At 73.0% G+C, this 19,103-nt stretch carries 19 protein-coding genes, 1 tRNA gene and 1 pseudogene; 7 read left to right on the forward strand and 14 right to left on the reverse strand.

Annotated elements, in window-relative coordinates:
- Positions 1–4 precede the first annotated feature (4 nt).
- From JE024_RS27960 to JE024_RS27970, 3 genes are all read left to right on the forward strand, one after another.
- Positions 5–598, forward strand: coding sequence for a TetR/AcrR family transcriptional regulator (locus tag JE024_RS27960; protein WP_205376239.1), 594 nt, complete (start codon positions 5–7; stop codon positions 596–598).
- A gap of 137 nt (positions 599–735) precedes the next feature.
- Positions 736–885 (forward strand): hypothetical protein, encoded by a 150-nt coding sequence (locus JE024_RS27965; RefSeq protein WP_205376240.1) that lies wholly within the window; start codon positions 736–738, stop codon positions 883–885.
- A gap of 125 nt (positions 886–1,010) precedes the next feature.
- The gene (locus tag JE024_RS27970) at positions 1,011–3,227 is read left to right on the forward strand and encodes an FG-GAP repeat domain-containing protein (RefSeq protein WP_205376241.1); all 2,217 of its coding nucleotides are present in this window, start codon (positions 1,011–1,013) and stop codon (positions 3,225–3,227) included.
- 129 nt (positions 3,228–3,356) lie between these two features.
- Here the strand turns inward: JE024_RS27970 and JE024_RS27975 are convergent, their stop codons facing one another.
- The 11 genes and pseudogenes from JE024_RS27975 to JE024_RS28025 all read right to left on the reverse strand — a co-directional run bounded on the left by JE024_RS27975 (position 3,357) and on the right by JE024_RS28025 (position 11,939).
- Positions 3,357–4,571 (reverse strand): acyl-CoA dehydrogenase family protein, encoded by a 1,215-nt coding sequence (locus JE024_RS27975; RefSeq protein WP_205376242.1) that lies wholly within the window; start codon positions 4,569–4,571, stop codon positions 3,357–3,359.
- An 8-nt stretch (positions 4,572–4,579) separates the two neighbouring features.
- Entirely contained in the window at positions 4,580–5,599 is a 1,020-nt protein-coding gene (locus JE024_RS27980) for a phosphotransferase family protein (protein ID WP_205376243.1), read from the reverse strand.
- Positions 5,600–5,770: 171 nt separating this feature from the next.
- Positions 5,771–6,685 (reverse strand): MBL fold metallo-hydrolase, encoded by a 915-nt coding sequence (locus JE024_RS27985; RefSeq protein ID WP_205376244.1) that lies wholly within the window; start codon positions 6,683–6,685, stop codon positions 5,771–5,773.
- Positions 6,686–6,912: 227 nt separating this feature from the next.
- The gene (locus JE024_RS27990) at positions 6,913–7,209 is read right to left on the reverse strand and encodes a hypothetical protein (RefSeq protein WP_205376245.1); all 297 of its coding nucleotides are present in this window, start codon (positions 7,207–7,209) and stop codon (positions 6,913–6,915) included.
- 222 nt (positions 7,210–7,431) lie between these two features.
- Entirely contained in the window at positions 7,432–7,749 is a 318-nt protein-coding gene (locus JE024_RS27995; protein WP_205376246.1) for a DUF202 domain-containing protein, read from the reverse strand.
- Positions 7,750–7,807: 58 nt separating this feature from the next.
- Positions 7,808–8,197: a YidH family protein gene (locus JE024_RS28000; RefSeq protein WP_205376247.1), complete on the reverse strand. Its 390-nt coding sequence runs from the start codon at positions 8,195–8,197 to the stop codon at positions 7,808–7,810.
- 109 nt (positions 8,198–8,306) lie between these two features.
- Positions 8,307–8,807: an NUDIX hydrolase gene (locus tag JE024_RS28005; protein ID WP_244883243.1), complete on the reverse strand. Its 501-nt coding sequence runs from the start codon at positions 8,805–8,807 to the stop codon at positions 8,307–8,309.
- Between the two features lie 228 nt (positions 8,808–9,035).
- Positions 9,036–9,437 (reverse strand): annotated as a pseudogene (locus JE024_RS28010) (ASCH domain-containing protein); the annotation flags it as partial.
- Between the two features lie 54 nt (positions 9,438–9,491).
- A complete protein-coding gene (locus JE024_RS28015; RefSeq protein ID WP_205376248.1) occupies positions 9,492–9,851 on the reverse strand; it encodes a hypothetical protein in 360 nt (119 codons plus the stop codon).
- A 159-nt stretch (positions 9,852–10,010) separates the two neighbouring features.
- Complete coding sequence (locus JE024_RS28020; protein ID WP_205376249.1) at positions 10,011–11,408, reverse strand: GntT/GntP/DsdX family permease; 1,398 nt, start codon at positions 11,406–11,408, stop codon at positions 10,011–10,013.
- Positions 11,409–11,417: 9 nt separating this feature from the next.
- Positions 11,418–11,939, reverse strand: a complete 522-nt coding sequence (locus tag JE024_RS28025) for a gluconokinase (RefSeq protein ID WP_205376250.1) — start codon at positions 11,937–11,939, stop codon at positions 11,418–11,420.
- A gap of 229 nt (positions 11,940–12,168) precedes the next feature.
- Between JE024_RS28025 and JE024_RS28030 the strand changes: the two genes are divergently transcribed.
- The 4 genes from JE024_RS28030 (at position 12,169) to JE024_RS28045 (ending at position 16,442) form a co-directional block, all read left to right on the forward strand.
- A complete protein-coding gene (locus JE024_RS28030) occupies positions 12,169–12,870 on the forward strand; it encodes a FadR/GntR family transcriptional regulator (protein ID WP_205376251.1) in 702 nt (233 codons plus the stop codon).
- A gap of 242 nt (positions 12,871–13,112) precedes the next feature.
- Positions 13,113–14,567, forward strand: coding sequence for an amino acid permease (locus JE024_RS28035; protein ID WP_205376252.1), 1,455 nt, complete (start codon positions 13,113–13,115; stop codon positions 14,565–14,567).
- Between the two features lie 163 nt (positions 14,568–14,730).
- The gene (locus tag JE024_RS28040) at positions 14,731–15,816 is read left to right on the forward strand and encodes an S-(hydroxymethyl)mycothiol dehydrogenase (protein ID WP_205376253.1); all 1,086 of its coding nucleotides are present in this window, start codon (positions 14,731–14,733) and stop codon (positions 15,814–15,816) included.
- Positions 15,813–16,442, forward strand: coding sequence for an MBL fold metallo-hydrolase (locus JE024_RS28045; protein WP_205376254.1), 630 nt, complete (start codon positions 15,813–15,815; stop codon positions 16,440–16,442). Before JE024_RS28040 ends, JE024_RS28045 begins: the two co-directional genes overlap by 4 nt.
- Here the strand turns inward: JE024_RS28045 and JE024_RS28050 are convergent.
- The 3 genes from JE024_RS28050 to JE024_RS28060 form a co-directional block, all read right to left on the reverse strand.
- Positions 16,415–17,353, reverse strand: a complete 939-nt coding sequence (locus JE024_RS28050; RefSeq protein WP_205376255.1) for a pseudouridine synthase — start codon at positions 17,351–17,353, stop codon at positions 16,415–16,417. The genes JE024_RS28045 and JE024_RS28050 overlap by 28 nt on opposite strands.
- Before the next feature lie 90 nt (positions 17,354–17,443).
- A complete protein-coding gene (locus JE024_RS42370) occupies positions 17,444–18,715 on the reverse strand; it encodes a pectate lyase (RefSeq protein ID WP_372449850.1) in 1,272 nt (423 codons plus the stop codon).
- 249 nt (positions 18,716–18,964) lie between these two features.
- Positions 18,965–19,052, reverse strand: a tRNA-Leu gene (locus JE024_RS28060).
- Positions 19,053–19,103 lie beyond the last annotated feature (51 nt).

Consider the following 19,103-nt stretch of genomic DNA (forward strand, 5'->3'; position numbering starts at 1 on the left):
CGCGATGGCCAGGACCACGGACGGGGAGGGGACCCCCGTACCGCAGAGACTGCTGGCCACCGCCACCCGCCTGTTCGCGGAGCAGGGGTACGACCGCACCTCGGTCCAGGAGATCGTGGAGAAGGCCGGCGTCACCAAGGGCGCCCTCTACCACTACTTCGGCTCCAAGGAGGACCTCCTCCAGGAGGTCTACGCCCGCGTCCTGCGCGTCCAGCAGGAACGCCTCGACGCCTACGCGGACGCCGACGAACCGATCGAGGACCGGCTGCGGGGCGCCGCGGCCGACGTCGTCGTCACCACCATCGACAACCTCGACGACGCGGCGATCTTCTTCCGCTCCATGCACCACCTGAGCCCCGAGAAGCACAAGCAGGTCCGCGCCGAGCGCCGCCGCTACCACGAGCGCTTCCGGGCCCTGGTGGAGGAGGGGCAGCGCAGCGGCGTCTTCTCCACGGCCACCCCCGCCGACCTCGTCGTCGACTACCACTTCGGCTCGGTCCACCACCTCTCGACGTGGTACCGCCCCGACGGCCCCCTCACCAAGCAGCAGGTCGCCGACCACCTCGCCGACCTCCTCCTGCGCGCGCTGCGCCCGTAGGGCGCAGCGCGGAAGTCCCTCCTGGCCCGCGTCCCTCCTGGCCCGCGGGCGGACGGAGCTGCTTCGGCAGCACGCCCCGGACCGGCCGCGGCCGCCCAGCGGTGGCCCGGTCCGCCCGGCCGGGCCACGCTGGATTCATGGCCACCCGCCTGCCGGCGCTGTGGAGCACGGCCTACGGCTCCACCCCCCACCGGCTCCGCCGGGCCCTCGCCCGGGCCGCGCTCCGCGTCGCGCGCTTCGCCCGCGAGCTGGCCCTGGCGGACCACACACCGGGCGGCGGGTACTGACCCGAGGGCTCACCGCGGGCCATCCGCCTCCGCGTACAACCCTCGCGCCCGCGTACAACCCTCGCGCCCGCCCGGAGGTCTGATCCTGCGCGCGCAGCGTGCGCGCCCGGTCTCCTGGGGGAAATGTGCCTCGCACCCGTACGGCCCGGCGGCTCGCCGCGGCCGTCTCCACCGTCCTCGCCGTCACGCTCGGAGCCGGCGGCATGAGCGCCCCGGCCCTGGCCGCGTCCCCCGTGTCCGCGGTCGCCGCGCCGGCGGAGGCGGGGGCGCGCGCCACGGCCGACGAGGGCGTGTCGCCGTTCCCCGCCGGCTTCAGGCTCACCGGGGCGACCGCGACGGGGTACCTGGTCAGGTCCGAGACGTCACTGGAGCACCGCTGGGTCAGCGCCGCGGACGGCGAGCACACGACCCTGGCGTCCTCCTCGGCGGCCAACGCCACAGGCATCGGGGACCTGGTGGTGGACCGCGCGCCGAACGCGGCCGTGCTGCGCGACATGGCCGCCGGCACCCAACTGCTGCGTGTGGCCTTCCCCGTGGGCTCGGGCATCTCCTACGCGGGTGGGGCGGGCCGGACGATCTTCACCACCGTCGTCGACGAGGGCGGCCGGACCGTCCTGCGCGGGCACGGCGTGGACGGCGTGGTCACCCCGCTCACCGGGCTGCCCGCCGGCGCCACCGCGATCGCCGTCGGCGCCGCCACCCCGGAACACGCCCTCGTCACCTTCACCGCGGCGTCGGGGGAGCGCACCTGGGGCTTCGTGGACCTGGCCGCGTCCACCGTCTCCGTCCACGGGCCGATTCCCCCGGCGGGCCTCAAGGGGGACGTGGCCGTCTCCCGCACCCACCTCGCCTGGGTCGAGGAGGAGGGCTCGAAGGGATCGGTGGTCGTCGTGACCCGCGCCACCGGAACGACCCAGCGGATCCCGCTCGGCGCCTCGGCGTACGGCGTCGAGATCGGTTTGGCCGGCGACTGGCTGACCTACGGCGAGCGCGGCGGGCACACCTCCGGGACCCCGGACCCGATGCACGCGCTGACCGCGCGCCACCTGACGAACGGGACCGTCCGCCGGCTGCTCGACCACGTGAACTCGGCGGCCACGGGCCCCGACGGCTCCCTGTACGTGCGCGGCGGCACGGTGGCGAAGGGCGAGGGCGTCTACCGCGTCGCGCCGCCGGCGGCCGGCGGGGCCCCGTCCGCGGAACTCGTGGCGACGACGGGCGAGTCCACGGCGCTCAGCCTGCGCGGCCACGACATCGGGTCCGTGATCGACCTCGACGCACCGCACGGGCAGCGCGCGCTGACCTGGCGGCTGTCACGTCACAACGCGGACCTCACGGGGACGCTGCGGCACGTGCGCACCGGGAAGACCATGCGCTTCTCCGTCACCCACCCGTACACGCCCGACTACACCTTCCCGTGGCAGGGCGACCTGGGCTTCGACGAAAGGGTGTCCGCCTACAACGGCGAGTACACCTGGGAGTTCACCGCCCGTCCGCTGAACGGCATCGGCCCCGACCTGAAGGCGTCCGGCCGCTTCACCGTCACGCGCGCCCCCTCCGCGCACGACTTCACGGACAACGGCGCCCCCGACCTCCTCGCCCGGGACGCCGGCGGCCGGCTCTGGCGGCTCGACACCGACTACTGGGCCTACGCCGACCAGCTCGACGGCACGGACCGGGCGCTCGTCGGCGGCGGATGGAACACCTACGACCTGATCGAGTCCGCCGGGGACCTCGCCGGGGCACGCACCGACGACCTGGTGGCCCGGGACCGCTCGGGCGTGCTGTGGCTGTACCTCGGCAAGGGCGACGGCACCTTCACCGCCCGCACCCGGGTCGGCGGCGGCTGGGGCGGCTACACCTCCGTCGCCGCGGGCGGCGACCTCACCGGCGACGGCCGCGCCGACCTCGTCGCGTCCGACGCGTCCGGTGTCCTGTGGCTCCACCGGGGCACCGGCGACCGGAGCGCGCCGTTCGCCGCCCGCACCCGGGTCGGCGGCGGCTGGGGGATCTACGACAGCCTCACCCTGGCGGGCGACCTGGCCGGGGCGAAGGCCGGCGACCTGCTGGCCCGGGACCACTCGGGCGTGCTCTGGCTGTACCTCGGCAAGGGGGACGGCACCTTCACCGCCCGGACCCGGGTCGGCGGCGGCTGGGGAGCGATGCCGCAGCTCGTCGCCATCGGCGACGCCGACCGCGACGGACGGGCGGACCTGCTGACCGTCGGCTCGGACGGCCTCAAGTGGCTGTACAAGGGCACCGGCGACCGCGCCGTGCCCTTCCGGCAGCGCAGCCTCGCCAACCTGGTCCTCCCGGAGTGGGACGGCAACCACCTGGTCTGAGCCGGCGCGCGACGGACGGACGCGCTCGGACGGAGGCGCGCGACGGACGGACGCGCTCGGACGGACGCGCGGAGGGGCAGACGGACGCGCGGACGGACGGACCGCGTCCGCCCGTCCGCGCAGAGGGCCTCAGAGGTAGCGCTTCAGCTCCCGGCGGGCCAGGGAGCGCTGGTGCACCTCGTCGGGGCCGTCCGCCAGCTTCAGGGTGCGGGCCGACGCCCACAGCTCCGCCAGCGGGAAGTCCTGGCTGACGCCGCCCGCGCCGTGCACCTGGACCGCCTTGTCGAGGATGTCCACCACGGCACGCGGCGTCGCGATCTTGATGGCCTGGATCTCGGTGTGCGCCCCGCGGTTGCCCACGGTGTCCATCAGCCAGGCGGTCTTCAGCACCAGCAGCCGGAGCTGCTCCACGGTGACCCGGGCGTCGGCGATCCAGTTCTGGACCACGCCCTGCTGGGCGAGCGCCTTGCCGAACGCCTCACGGGAGACCGCGCGCCGGCACATCAGCTCGATCGCCCGCTCGGCCATGCCGATCAGGCGCATGCAGTGGTGGATGCGGCCGGGCCCGAGGCGGGCCTGGGCGATGGCGAAGCCGCCGCCCTCCTCGCCGATCAGGTTGGAGGCGGGGACCCGGGCGTCGGTGAAGACGACCTCGGCGTGGCCGCCGTGGGAGTGGTCCTCGTAGCCGTACACCTGCATCGCGCGCCGGATCTCGACGCCCGGGGTGTCGCGCGGCACCAGGATCATCGACTGCTGGCGCCGGATGTCCTCGCCGTCCGGGTCGGTCTTGCCCATCACGATGAAGATCTCGCACTTGGGGTTCATCGCCCCGGAGATGTACCACTTGCGGCCGTTGACGACGTAGTCGTCGCCGTCCCGGTCGATCCGGGTGCGGATGTTCGTCGCGTCGGAGGAGGCGACCTCCGGCTCGGTCATCGCGAAGGCGGAACGGATCTCCCCGGCGAGCAGCGGCTCCAGCCACTGCTTCTTCTGCTCCGCGCTGCCGAACTGCGACAGCACCTCCATGTTCCCGGTGTCCGGGGCGGCGCAGTTCAGCGCGGTGGGCGCGAGATGGGGGCTGCGGCCGGTGATCTCGGCGAGCGGCGCGTACTGGAGGTTGGTCAGACCGGCGCCGTACTCGGAGTCGGGGAGGAAGAGGTTCCACAGGCCCTGCCTGCGGGCCTCCGCCTTGAGCTCCTCGACGATCGCGGGGGTGTCCCACGGGGAGGCGAGACGGGCGCGCTGCTCGTGCTCGATCTCCTCGGCCGGGTGGACGTGCTCGTCCATGAAGGCCAGCAGCCGGGCGCGGAGTTCCTCGGTGCGGGCGTCGAATGCGAAGTCCATGGGGGCGCTCAGCCTTCCTGGAGGGTGGTGAGACCGTGCTCGATGAAGACGGGGACGAGATCGCCGATCCGGTCGAAGCCGGCGCCGACGGTCTGGCCGAGGGTGTAGCGGTAGTGGATGCCCTCCAGGATCACGGCGAGCTTGAACCAGGCGAAGGCGGTGTACCAGGAGATCGCGGACGCGTCCCGGCCGGAGCGGGCGGCGTACCGCTCGATCAGTTCGGCCGGGGCGGGGTGTCCGAGGGCGCCCGCGGTGGTGCTGATGGGAGAGCCGGGCAGTTCGAGCCGGCGGCTGTACATCACCAGCAGACCGAGGTCGGTCAGCGGGTCGCCGAGGGTCGACATCTCCCAGTCGAGCACCGCCTTGATGCGGTCGTCCTCGCCGATGAGCACGTTGTCGAGGCGGTAGTCGCCGTGCACCACGGTGGGCGCGGGGGAGACGGGCAGCTCGCGCCCGAGCGCCGCGTGCAGCTCGTCGATGCCGGCCAGCTCCCGGCCGCGCGAGGCGGCGAGCTGCTTGCCCCAGCGGCGGAGCTGCCGGTCGAGGAAGCCCTCCGGCCGGCCGAAGTCCCCGAGGCCGACGGCCTCCGGATCGACGGCGTGCAGGTCGACGAGGGTGTCGACGAGACCGAGCACCGCCTCCCGGGTGCGCTCCGGGCCGAGCGGGGCCAGCTCCTCGGCGGTGCGGTACGGGGTGCCCTCGACGAACTCCATGACGTAGAACGGCGCCCCCAGCACGGAGTCGTCCTCGCACAGCAGCACAGGCTCCGGCACCGGCACGGCGGTCCCGGCGAGCGCGCTGATGACCCGGTGCTCGCGCTTCATGTCGTGCGCGGTCGCGAGGACATGTCCCAGCGGCGGGCGCCGGACGACCCACCGGTTCGTCCCGTCGGTGACGGCGTAGGTGAGGTTGGAGCGGCCGCCCTGGATGAGCCGCGCGCTGAGCGGTCCGCTCACCAGCCCCGGTCGTTCGCGGTCGAGATGGCCGCGCAACTGCTCGGGGTCGAGGCCCTGTGGGGCTGGGCTCATGGGGGGCACCTCCGGGGGCGGTTCCGGTCGTCGGTCCTGGACGCGACCATGATGACCGACCAGTCGGTATGTCGTCCAGCCCGTGAACCGCACCGGGAACGCACATCACAGGGAGGGCCGGACGGCGCCGCCCCGGGAGGGGCGCCGTCCGGCCCGTGTGCGCGGCCGCCGTCAGGCGTGGCAGGCGATCGGGGTGCCGCCGTTCATCAGGGTCATGTCGCCGACGACCGCCGCCATGTCCAGCGGCGAGCCCTCGGGAAGCCCCGCCAGCTCCGCGTAGGCGCGGTGCACGTTCGCCACCAGGCGCTCGCTCTCCCGGAGCTCGGCGAACTCGCCGAGCTCCGCCGCCATGGCCGTCTCCAGCGGAGTGCGCCCTGCGGCGTGACCCCGCTCGGCGAGTTCGGCCACGAAGAGGAGGTAGCGCTCCGTCGCGTCGTACGCCGACGGGTCCGTCACCGGCCCGTGGCCGGGCACCACGATCTCCGCGTCGAGCGAGCGCAGCACGCCGAGCGCCCGCAGCGAACCGCTGAGCGAACCCGCCATCAGGAACGGCGTCCCGCCGGCGAAGATCAGGTCACCGGTGAGGACGATGCCCTCGGACGGCAGATGCACGACCGTGTCGCCGAGGGTGTGGGCGGCACCGCCCGGATGCAGGAGACGCACCTCGCTGCCGCCCGCGTGCAGCGTCATCCGGTCGTTGTAGGTCACGTCCGGCGGGGTTATCCGCACGTCCCCGAAGTCTGTTTCCGGCCACAGCGCGTGCAGCTGCCTCCCGGCGGACAGCACTTCCTCGCGGCATGCGTCGTGACCGGCGATCACCGCCTCCGGCAGGAAGACGCCGTTGCCGTACGTGTGGTCGCCGTGGTGATGGGTGTTGACGACGATGCGCGGCGGCGGGGCGCCGGTGCCGGTGAGCGCCGCCAGGAGGGCGCGCGCACGGTGCTCCGTGGCGGCGGTGTCGACGAGCAGGGTGGATTCCCCGTCGCTGACGAACCCGGCGTTGTTCAGGCACCAGCCGCCGTCCGGCTGGACGTAGGCGTGCACGTTCGGCGTCAGCCGGACGAGGTACGGATCCGTGGCAGGCACTGTGGTCCCCCTGACGGGCAGCTCCGGTCGATTCCAGGCCCGGTGCAACGGGCGCTCAGAGCCTGCCAGTTGCCGCGGTCAGGAGGAAATCGGCGCGGCGGTCACGGGTGGCCGCCACCCGGCGGGGGCGCCGTTCGCGCGCGCGTGCGGCCCGGGGGGCCGGGGGCCGGCCCGGAGGCCGGTGCCGGCGTCCACGTGTCGTCCCGGAGGCCGTTGCCGGGGGACCGTCAGTGGTCGTCCCAGTGCCCGTCGTGCGGGGCGTGGCGGTGACCGTCGTGGACGTAGTCGACGTGGTCGCCGTGCGCGACGGCCGGGTGGCCGCAGCCGTCGCCGTGCTGGTGGGCGTGACCGCTGTGCGAGACGTGCTCACCGGCCTCGCACTCGTCCCAGTGCCCGTCGTGGGCGCGGTGGAGGTGCCCGTCGTGGGCGTAGTCGAGATGGTCGCCGTGGCGGATCTCGGTGTGGCCGCAGGTGGGGCCGTGGGCGTGGGAGTGGCCGGTGTGCTCGTGGTGCAGGACGGTCATGGCGCTCACCTCGTGATGGACATGCGGACAAATGCCGCATTCCAGGCTAGTGGGCTCATCGTCGACCGCCGGGGCGCCGGACCGGGCCACCGGGAAAGGCTGATGATCGCACCGCGTCGCCGTGCGGGCGGCGCCCCGCCGTCACACCACGATGGCGACGGCGGACCCTCACACCACGATGGCGACGGCGGACCCTCACACCACGATGGCGACGGCGGACCCTCACACCACGATGGCGACGGCGAACGCCGCCAGCACCAGGGTGCAGACCACCGCCGCCACCGCACCGCCCGTGGTGAGGGCGGCGGGCCGCGCGGCGGCCATCGCCAGCATCCGCCGGTTGGCCACGGAGGCGAACCCCAGCAGCGCCAGCACGCACATCCCCATCGCGAGCACATCCGTCCAGACCGGCTCCCCGCCGGCCACCTGCCGCACGGCGAGCACGGCCACCACCGTCCAGCTCAGCACGGTGCGACGCCAGGCCAGCCTGGTCCGCTCGGGCTGGAGACCCGGATCGCGCTCCGGCGGGGACGCCGTCACCCGTCGCCCCGCCGTGCCGCGGACCGCCGCCGGGCCGGGGCAGGCCCCGTCCCGGCCGTCATACGTCGCCCCAGGCCACGACCAGCACCATCGCGACCGCCACCACCGCCACCAGCACGGCCAGCAGCGCGGGGAAGCGCGACACCGGCAGGTCCTCGCCCCGGCGCATGGCGCGCTCGCACCGCACCCAGTGGTTCACGGCGCGCACCGCGCACGCCGCCCCCGTGCCGATCAGCGCGAGCGCCAGCCCGGCGCGGACGCCCCACCGGAGATCGGGCAGGAACTGGTCGACGGCGAAACCGCCGCCGATCAGGGCGAGCGCGGTGCGGATCCAGGCGAGGAAGGTCCGTTCGTTGGCGAGCGAGAACCGGTAGTCAGGGGTCTCGCCCTCGTCCCGGATGCGGGCCGGCGCGAACCACAGCCGCAGGCTCTGCACGAAATCGCTCACGCAGCGCACCCTACCCGCGGGTCCGGCCGCCGCCTCGTGCCGGGGCGCTCATGCGTCCCCGCCCTCCTGCGGGGGGTGCGGCCGCCCCTTGCCGCCCCCGGCGCCTGCGTCACTCCGCCGCGCGCGCGAGCAGGCGGCGGTACGCCTCCAGCCCGTCGGGCACCCACTCCCACTCGTCCAGGCGCGCCGACAGTTCCGCCCCGTCGAGGAAGGAGTGCCAGGCGACCTCCTCGGGCTGCGGCTGCACGGGCAGGGTGCAGCGGACCTCGTAGACCCGCGACCACCAGCTCCGCGCGGGGTCGCCGCCGCCGTCGTAGAGGAAGCCGAACAGCGGGGTGGGCGCGGGGAGTCCGCTGACCCCGAGCTCCTCCTCGGCCTCCCGCAGCGCCGCGTCGTCGTAGCTCTCGCCCGCGCCGACGACCCCGCCGACGAACATGTCGTACAGGGAGGGGAAGACCAGCTTGCCGGGGGTGCGCCGGTGCACGAAGACCCGGTCCTGGGCGTCCCGGGCGAGGACGAACACGCAGCGGTGCCGCAGCCCGCGCGCGTACGCCTCGGCGCGCGGGGCCCGGCCGATCACCCGGTCGTGCTCGTCCACGATGTCGAGCACCTCCGCCGCGGACGCCGCGGCGGCGTCGTCCGCCCCCGGTACGTCCGCCCCGTGCGCTCCGGCACCGGATCCGGCCCCGCCCGCGCCGCCGGCCGCCGTGCCGGAGCCCCTGGCGGAATCGGCCCCCGGGCCCGGCCCCACCACGGCGCCCGTGCCGGACACACCGGTGCCGGCGCCGGCCCCCGTGCCGGAAACGTCCCCCGCCCCGTCCAGCCGCTCCACCACGCGGAACCGCTCCGCCACCACCATCGTGCTGTCGTCCACGGTGAACTCCGGGTCGCCGAGCGCCTCGCGCATCTCCTCGGAGTGCCAGAAGCGTTCGTGGCCCGCCCGCCACTCGGCCACCGAGGCGTACCCCTCGCCCTCGTCCAGGGCGTGGCACAGATCGACCTCGCCGAGCGGGAGCACCCGCACCTCGGTCACCTCCAGCACGGCGACCTCGCGCCCCGCCGAGTCGATCAGCGCCGAGCGCTCCCCGACCGGGGGCAGTTCCTCCGCCTCCGCCTCGTACTCGGCGAGCAGCCCGGTCGTCGAGACCTTCTCCCCGCCGAGCACCGCGGCCACGAGCCGGTCGCGCAGCGGTCCGGGGAAGGCCAGCAGATACGGCTTGAGCGCTTCACGGTTCTCCATGCAGCCGCATTCTGGCAGCCCGGCGCCCCGCGGACGGGCGCGTGCCCCGGGGGCTCAGCCGTCGGAGTAGCTGAAGTCGCCCACGGTCCAGGCGCCGACGTCCCCGATCGGGACGCGGTACATCCCGCCGGTCTCCGGGATCCCCACGGTGCCCTGGAGGATCCGGGCGACATGGAAGTGCAGATGCGTCGGCGGGCCGTCGTGCGGTGCCGAGGCGGTGAAGACGCCGGCGAACTCGCCGAGGCGCTCCGAGTCCGCGAGGACCTCGGACACCCGCTGGCGCCACACGGCCTCGGGTGCCAGCCGGCCGGTGATGACGGCGCCGTGGGTGACCACGGTCAGGGACATCTGATTGCTGTGTCCGGACTCGACCCTGGCGGCGATGTCGACGAGCAGCTCATCGGGTTTGGCCATGGGGCCGATCCTATGCACCCGGCGGCGTGTGCCCCAGGCCCGCGGCGGCGGTGGCGCGAACGCAGCGCCCCCTGGGCGCACGGCGAAGGGCCGGTCCCGGACGGGTCTCCCCGTCCGGGACCGGCCCCTGGTCCCTCGCCCAGCCGTCCGTCCGGGCGGCTACAGCACCAGCGAGAGCAGCAGGACGAACACGATGCCGACGACCGAGATGATGGTCTCCATCACCGACCAGGTCTTGATCGTCTGGCCGACGCTCATGCCGAAGTACTCCTTCACCAGCCAGAAGCCGGCGTCGTTGACATGGCTGAAGAAGAGCGAGCCCGCACCGATCGCGAGCACCAGCAGGGCGGCGTGCGAGGTGGACATGTCGGCCGCCAGCGGCGCGACGAGTCCGGCGGCGGAGATCGTCGCCACCGTCGCGGAGCCGGTCGCGAGCCGGATCGCCACGGCGATCAGCCAGGCGAGCAGCAGCGTCGGGATGGCCCAGTTCTCGGAGAAGTCCAGGATCATCTGGCCGACGCCGATGTCGATCAGGGTCTGCTTGAAGCCGCCGCCGGCGCCGACGATGAGCAGCACACCGGCGATCGGGGCGAGCGACTTCTCGACGGTGGTGGAGAGGCGGTCCTTGGTGAACCCGGCGGCACGGCCGAGGGTGAACAGGCCGACTATCACGGCGGCGAGCAGGGCGATCAGCGGCGAGCCGATGACGTCGGTGACGCGCTGGACGCCGTTCTCCGGGTTGTCGACGACGATGTCCACGAGGGCCTTGGCCATCATCAGGACGACCGGCAGCAGCACGGTGGCGACGGTCGCGCCGAAGCTCGGGCGCTTCTCCAGCTCGTCGGAGGCGCGCTGGGGGATCATCTTCTCCGGCGCCGGGATGTCGACCCAGCGGGCGGCGTACTTGGAGAAGAGCGGGCCCGCGATGATCACCGTGGGCACGGCGACGACGAGGCCGAGCGCCAGCGTGACACCGAGGTTGGCGCCGATGGCGTCGATCGCCACCAGCGGGCCGGGGTGCGGCGGGATGAGGCCGTGCATCACGGAGAGGCCGGCGAGCGCCGGGATGCCGATGCGCATCAGCGAGTAGTTGCCGCGCTTGGCGACCATCAGCACGACCGGGATCAGCAGCACGATGCCGACCTCGAAGAAGAGCGGCAGACCGATGATCGAGGCGATGAGCACCATCGCCCACGGCATGGCGCGGCCACTGGCCTTGGCGAGGATCGTGTCGACGATCTGGTCGGCGCCGCCGGAGTCGGCGAGCAGCTTGCCCAGGATCGCGCCGAGGGCGATCAGCACACCGACACCGGCGACGGTGGCGCCGAGGCCCGCGGTGAACGAGGTGATCGCCTTGTCGAGCGGCGCGCCGGCGAACGCGCCGAGTGCGAGCGACCCGATGGTGAGGGCGAGGAAGGCGTGCAGCTTGAACCTGGTGATGAGCACGACGATGACGGCGATGCCCGCCAGGACGGCGAAGCCGAGCTGCGCGTTGCCCGCCGAGGTGATCGGCTCGACGGCGTCCGCTGCCAGCGTCTCGACGCTGAGACTGGTCACGGTGGGTCCTTAGTCTTCGGGGAGGTCTTCGAGCCCGCGCAGCGCGGCGACGGCCCGTCGGGTGATCTCTTCTGGGGTGCCGGACACGTCGACGGCGACGCCCGCCTCGTCATCCTCCAGGGGCTGGAGGGTGGCGAACTGGGAGTCCAGCAGCGCGGTGGGCATGAAGTGGCCCTTGCGCCCCGTCATCCGCTGCTCGATGAGCTCGCGGCTGCCGGTGAGGTGGAGGAAGACGGCGTCGGGCGCGGAGGCCCGCAGCCGGTCGCGGTACTCGCGCTTGAGCGCGGAGCTGGAGACGACTCCGCCCCGGCCCGCCCTGCCGTGCGCCCATGAGCCGATCGCGTCGAGCCAGGGGCGGCGGTCCTCGTCGTCCAGCGGGGTGCCGGCCGACATCTTGGCGATGTTGGCCGGGGGGTGGAAGTCGTCGCCCTCGGCGTAGGGAACGCCCAGTGCGGCGGCGAGCAGGGGACCGACGGTGGTCTTGCCGGTTCCTGCCACGCCCATCACCACAACGACGTGGGGGGTGCTCATCACGTGCCTCGCTGTCCGTCTTCGTCGACTCACGACATCGGTCCGTCGCGCTACTGAAACCCATTAGGTACGACTTATTCAAGAGGTTGAGACATAAACGTCATACTTTTTGTTCCCGGGTGCCGCCGTCCGCCCCGCCGGAGGTGTCCGCGCCCGGGACCGCGCCCGGGCGCGTCCCCCGCGCCTTCCCCGCGGCGGCGGCGTGACCCCCGCCCCGTACGCTTTGTCCATGACCACAGATGGCCGAGGGCTCCACACCCACGTGCTCGACACCCTCGGTCTCGCCATCGCGGCCGGCGAGTATCCGCCGGGCAGTGTGCTGCGCACCGACGAGGTCGCCCAGCGCTTCGACGTCTCGCGCACCGTCGTGCGGGAGGTGGTCCGGGTGCTGGAGTCGATGCACCTCGTGGAGTCCCGCCGCCGGGTCGGGGTGACCGTCCGGCCCGCCGACGAGTGGAACGTCTACGACCCGCGCGTCATCCGCTGGCGCCTCGCGGGCACCGACCGGCCCCGGCAGCTCCGCTCGCTGACCGTGCTGCGGTCCGCGATCGAACCGGTCGCCGCCTCGCTCGCCGCCGTCCACGCCACCCCCGAGCAGTGCGCCGCCCTCACCGAGTGCGCGCTGGGCATGGTCGCCACCTCGCGCGGCCAGCAGCTCGAGGGCTATCTGAAGCACGACATCGCCTTCCACCGCATCGTGCTGTGCGCCTCGGGCAACGAGATGTTCGCCCGGCTCGGCGACGTCGTCGCCGAGGTGCTCGCCGGCCGCACCCATCACCACGTGATGTTCGAGGACCCCGACCCGGCCGCCGTCACCCTCCATGTGCAGGTCGCCGAAGCCGTTCGCGAAGGCGACGCCGCGCGGGCGGAACGGCTCACCCGGGAGATCGCCGTCGGGGCCCTGGAAGAGCTGGACGTCCTCGCTCCCTGAGCGGCCGGGGGGCCGCCCCGCACCGTGCGGCCTTTCAACACCCTGCTGAAACCTCTGAAATTCCTCAGATGTCTACCTGGGTGAGGTTGCTCACTGCCAAAATCCCAGGGTTGCCTCGACGATGAGGCCCGGGCCGACGTGCCCCTGGGCCACACCGCGGCGACCACCCTCCGCCGCCGGGAAGGCCGCCGGCGGACGGCCGGGTACCGCACATCCCCCCTCACGAAGGCGAACATCCCTCTATGAGCGACCGCACCATGGCTGCGGCCGGCACCTCCGCCGCCACCACGGGCACCCCCCACACCGATGCCGGAGACGCCGGGTACCGCAAGGACCTCAAGTCGCGGCACATCAACATGATCGCCATCGGCGGTGCCATCGGCACCGGACTCTTCCTCGGGGCGGGCGGCCGCATGGCCGAGGCCGGCCCCTCGCTGTTCATCGCCTACGCGGTCTGCGGCGTCTTCGCCTTCTTCGTCGTCCGCGCCCTCGGCGAGCTGGTCCTGTACCGCCCCTCGTCCGGCGCTTTCGTCAGCTACGCCCGTGAGTTCATGGGGGAGAAGGGCGCCTACACCGCGGGCTGGCTCTACTTCCTCAACTGGTCGACCACCGCCATCGCCGACATCACCGCCGCGGCCACCTACGCCCACTTCTGGGCCATGTTCAGCGACGTCCCCCAGTGGGTCCTCGCCCTGATCGCGCTCGCGGTGGTGCTGGCCGCCAACCTCATCTCGGTGAAGTACTTCGGCGAGATGGAGTTCTGGTTCGCGATCGTCAAGGTGGCGGCCCTGGTCGTCTTCATGCTGATCGGCATCTTCCTGATCGTCACCTCCCACGACATCGGCGGCCACACCCCGGGCCTCGCCACCATCGGCGACAACGGCGGCGTCTTCCCCAGCGGCGTCATGCCGATGCTGCTGCTGATCCAGGGCGTCGTCTTCGCCTACGCCTCCGTCGAGCTGTGCGGCGTCGCCGCCGGCGAGACCGAGAACCCCGGCAAGATCATGCCGAAGGCGATCAACTCGATCATGTGGCGCGTCGGCCTGTTCTACGTCGGCTCGGTCGTCCTGCTCGCCCTGCTGCTCCCGTACACCGCGTACACCGGCGACGAGAGCCCCTTCGTCACCGTCTTCGACCGCCTCGGCGTCCCGGGCGCGGCCGGTGTGATGAACCTCGTCGTGCTCACCGCGGCGCTCTCCAGCCTGAACTCGGGCCTCTACTCCACCGGCCGCATCCTGCGCTCGATGTCGGTGGCCGGCTCGGCGCCCCGCTTCACCGGGGTGATGAACCGGGGCGGCGTCCCCTACGGCGGCATCCTGCTGACCGCGGGCTTCGGTGTCCTCGGTGTCGTCCTCAACTACGTCATGCCGGGCGAGGCCTTCGAGCTGGTGCTCAACTTCGCCTCGGTCGGCATCATCGGCACCTGGGCCATGATCATGGTCTGCTCGCTGCTGTTCTGGAACCGCTCGCAGGACGGCCGGGTCACCCGCCCCGGATACCGGCTCCCCTGGGCCCCGTACACCCAGATCGTGACCCTGTTCTTCCTCGGTTCCGTCCTCGTCCTGATGTGGATGGACGGCGGCATCAGCCGCACCACCGTCAACTGCCTGCCGCTCATCGCCGCCGCCCTCGTCGGCGGCTGGTTCCTGGTGCGCGGCCGGGTCCGCGCCGTCGCCGCCGGCCGCACCAGCCCCTGACCGGGCCGCGCCGGCCGCCCCGAGCCCCCCACGGCCCCCCACCCGGAGCCCCGCGGGTCCCTGCGACCCGCGGGGCTCCGGCCTGTGCGGGGCGGCGCGGCACGCGCCCTGAACAGGTCATAGTGTGGAGCCACATCACGTGTGACGAAGGGCAGGTTCTGCGATGCCGCAGCAGGTGAACGGTGTGATCGCACCCGGGAGGAACGAGCCGGTACGGGTGGAGACCATCACCATCCCCGACCCGGGACCGGGGGAGGCGGTGGTGGCGATCCAGGCGTGCGGCGTGTGCCACACCGACCTGCACTACAAGCAGGGCGGGATCAACGACGAGTTCCCCTTCCTCCTCGGCCACGAGGCCGCCGGAGTCGTGGAGTCCGTCGGCGAGGGCGTCACCGAGGTTGCCCCGGGCGACTTCGTGATCCTCAACTGGCGCGCCGTCTGCGGCCGCTGCCGCGCCTGTCGCCGCGGACGCCCCTGGTACTGCTTCGACACCCACAACGCCAAGCAGAGGATGACCCTCGCCGACGGCACCGAGCTGTCGCCCGCCCTCGGTATCGGCGCCTTCGCCGAGAAGACCCTCGTCGCCGCGGGCCAGTGCACCAAGGTCGACCCGGCCGTCTCCCCGGCCGTCGCCGGACTGCTCGGCTGCGGCGTCATGGCCGGCATCGGGGCCGCCGTCAACACCGGTGAGGTCGGCCGCGGCGACACCGTCGCCGTCATCGGCTGCGGCGGAGTCGGCGACGCGGCCGTCGTGGGCGCCCGCCTCGCCGGGGCCGCGAAGATCATCGCCGTCGACATCGACGACCGCAAGCTGGAGACCGCCCGCTCGATGGGCGCCACCCACACCGTCAACTCCCGCTCCACCGACGCCGTCGAGGCCGTGCGCGAGCTCACCGGCGGCTTCGGCGCCGACGTCGTCATCGAGGCCGTCGGCCGTCCCGAGACGTACGCCCAGGCGTTCTACGCCCGCGATCTCGCCGGCACCGTGGTCCTGGTCGGCGTGCCCACGCCCGACATGAAGCTGGAACTGCCCCTGCTGGACGTCTTCGGCCGCGGCGGCTCCCTGAAGTCCTCCTGGTACGGCGACTGCCTGCCCTCCCGCGACTTCCCGATGCTGATCGACCTGCACCAGCAGGGCCGCATCGACCTCGGCGCCTTCGTCACCGAGACCATCGGCCTCGGCGATGTCGAGAAGGCGTTCGCGCGGATGCACGAGGGCGACGTGCTGCGTTCGGTGGTGGTCCTGTGACCGCCCGCGTCGACCACCTGGTCACCTCCGGCACCTTCTCCCTCGACGGCGGCACCTGGGACGTCGACAACAACGTCTGGATCGTCGGCGACGACACCGAGGCGATCGTCGTCGACGCCGCCCACGACGCCGACGCGATCCTCGCCGCCCTCGGCGGGCGCACCCTGCGCGCGATCGTCTGCACCCACGCGCACAACGACCACATCGACGCCGCCCCGGCCCTCGCCGCGGCGACCGGCGCCCCCGTCCTGCTCCACCCGGACGACCTGCCGCTGTGGAAGCAGACCCACCCCGACCGGGCCCCCGACGGCGAACTCGCCGACGGGCAGACGATCACCGTCGCCGGCACCGCGCTGACCGTGCTGCACACCCCCGGCCACGCGCCCGGCGCCGTCTGCCTCCACGCCCCGGAGCTCGGCACCGTCTTCACCGGCGACACCCTCTTCCAGGGCGGCCCCGGCGCGACCGGACGGTCCTTCTCCCACTTCCCGACCATCGTCGAGTCGATCCGCGAGCGGCTGCTCACCCTCCCGCCCGAGACCGTCGTGCGCACCGGTCACGGCGACTCCACCACCGTCGGCGACGAGGCGCTGCACGTTCAGGAGTGGCTCGACCGCGGCCACTGATCCAGCGAGCGCCGGCTGGTGAACCGGCGCTCCTCCCCGGTGACGGGGTCGGTGAACTCCAGTGCCCGCGCCAGCAGTTGCAGCGGACGCCCGAAGTCCTCCGGCCCCTCGTCCCGCACCACCGGGTACAGCGGGTCGCCCAGGATCGGCAGGCCGAGGGCGTTCATGTGCACCCGCAGCTGATGGGTCCGGCCGGTACGCGGCAGCAGCCGGTACCGGCCGGTCCCCTCCCGCACCCCGGCGAGCTCCACCCGGCTCTCGCTGTTCGGCTCGCCCGGCACCTCGTACGCGGCGAGCACCCCCCGCTCCTTCACGATCCGGCTGCGCACGGTGCGCGGCAGCGCCACGTCCGGATCGTGCGCGGCGAGCGCCTCGTACTCCTTGCGCACCGCCCGGTCGCGGAACATCGTCTGATACGCCCCCCGGTCCGCGGGCCGCACCACGAACAGCACCAGGCCGGCCGTGAGCCGGTCCAGCCGGTGCGCCGGCTGGAGCAGCGGCAGCCCGAGGTCCCTCCGCAGCCGCGCCAGCGCGGTGTCGGTGACATGGCTGCCCCGGGGCATCGTGGCGAGGAAGTGCGGCTTGTCCGCGACCACCAGCCGCTCGTCGCGGAAGACGACTCCGACGGTGAACGGCACCGGCTCCTCCGGCGGGAAGTCCCGGTGGAACCAGAGGGTCCGTCCCGCCGTGTACGGCTCGGCGCCGCCCACCGGCCCGTCCCGGTCGACGAAGCGCCCCGCCGCGAGCATCGCGTCCACCCGCTCCGTCCCGATCGCCCGGCCGTAGCGCGCCACCAGGTGGTCGCGGACGGTCGGCCAGGCCCCGGACGGATCCTCGGGCAGCCGCACCCGCGCCGGGTCGATGCCGTCGCGCTGGGGCAGCGGCGCGGGGGTGGTGTGTCGTCGCCTCACCGACGGGACTCTACGGCCCCGTGACGGCACGGACCGCGCCCCGGGCCCCACAGCGGGCCCGGGGCGCGGCCCGGTCGGCGGGCGCCGGAATCAGTCGACGTAGGTGATGTCCGACTCGCGGTAGAGGCAGTTGGTGCTGTCGGGCCCACTGCCGATCTTGCTGGGCTCACCGCTGGTGGTGCCCTTGTACTTCGTGCAGATCTCGATGTCCCGGCCGGCGTCGTCGTACACGGTGACACCGCTCAGGCGCGCGGTGTCGCCGTAGTTGGTGTTGATGCCGACGAGCGAGTCGGCCGGGGCCGTCAGCCAGACGTTCTGCACCTGGATGTGCCGGGCGTACTGCGTGGAGCAGTTGCCGCAGGAGCGGACCAGCTTGCCGATGTCGTCGGCCTGGAAGTTCTTGACCACCAGGGTGCCGGCGCCGTTGTGCTGGAACACCTTGTCGGAGGCGAGCCTGGCGCCGCCGCCGTCGACCGTGCGCAGCAGCGAGGCGGAGCTGCCGCGGAAGGTGGCCGCGTCCTCGCCCACGTCCTCCCACCAGACGTTCTTGAGCGTGCAGGTGCCCTTGCAGTGGACGCCGTCCGCGGCGGGCGAGCCGAGGATCACGTTCTGCAGGGTGGCGCCGTCGGCCAGCTCGAACAGGGCGGGCAGGTCCTCGCTCTGGCCGTCGTCGCCGAGGTCGCCGGTGCCGTAGTAGCGCTTCATGTTGCCGTCGAGGGTGCCGGAGACGGCGATGGTCGAGCCCACGGCCTGCTGGCCGTTGGCGGAGGGCCAGGCCGGCCGGTCGCCCGGGTTCGTCGGCGGCGGCGTGGTGGGCGGCGGGGTCGTGGGCGGCGGCGTGGAACCGGCGGGGGTGAAGGTCCAGTGCTTGCTCTTCACCGAGTCGCAGGAGTTCTGCTGGATCAGGGCGCCGGACGCCGTCGAGCTGTCCTTGACGTTGAGGCACTTGCCGCCGTTGCCGTTGACGACCTGGAAGCCGCTGCCGGTCTCGGTCAGCTTCCACACCTGCGTCGCGGCGCCGGAGCAGGACTGCTGCTCGACGGGCTTGCCCGCGCTGGTGGACGCGTCCCGTACGCCGGCGCACCTGCCGCTGTGGGCGGCGGTCAGCGTGTAGCCGCCGCCGGACGCGGCGAGCGTGAAGGTCTGCTCGGCGGCGCCGTTGCACGACGACTGGGCGAGCTGGACGCCGCTGCCGGTCGAGGCGCCCGGCACCTGGAGACACAGTCCGCTGCCGGCGTTCTTCAGGCTGTACGAGCCCGGTGCGGGGGCGGCGGACGCCGAGGTGGCGGTCGCCAGGGCCGCGATGCCCACGGCGATGACCGAGCCGGCTGTGGCGAAAACGGCCGCTGTGCGGCCCCTCACCCTTCTGACATGCTTGTTCTTCGTGCGCACAAGGATTCCTTTCCTCACCTGCGGCTTCGTGGCAGGCGTCGGCGGGGGTGCTGGTGCGGTGCGGTGGCGATGCCGCAGCCCAACGCGCGAGGAACCATGGTTCTGGACTGCGTTCTCATATATGAACATCGCAGAACGTAGAACCACCGCGGTCCCGGGTCAAGGGCCGCGGCAGGGGCAACGAAAAAATCCCCACAGCCGAAGCTGTGGGGATCTCTCTGGTGTCCGAGGGGGGACTTGAACCCCCACGCCCGATAAAGGGCACTAGCACCTCAAGCTAGCGCGTCTGCCATTCCGCCACCCGGACAAGGTGTCTGTCTCGCGGCCCCGGGCCGTTCCGACGTGGAAAACCATAGCA

The organism is Streptomyces zhihengii, assembly GCF_016919245.1.
Classification (GTDB): Bacteria; Actinomycetota; Actinomycetes; order Streptomycetales; family Streptomycetaceae; genus Streptomyces; species Streptomyces zhihengii.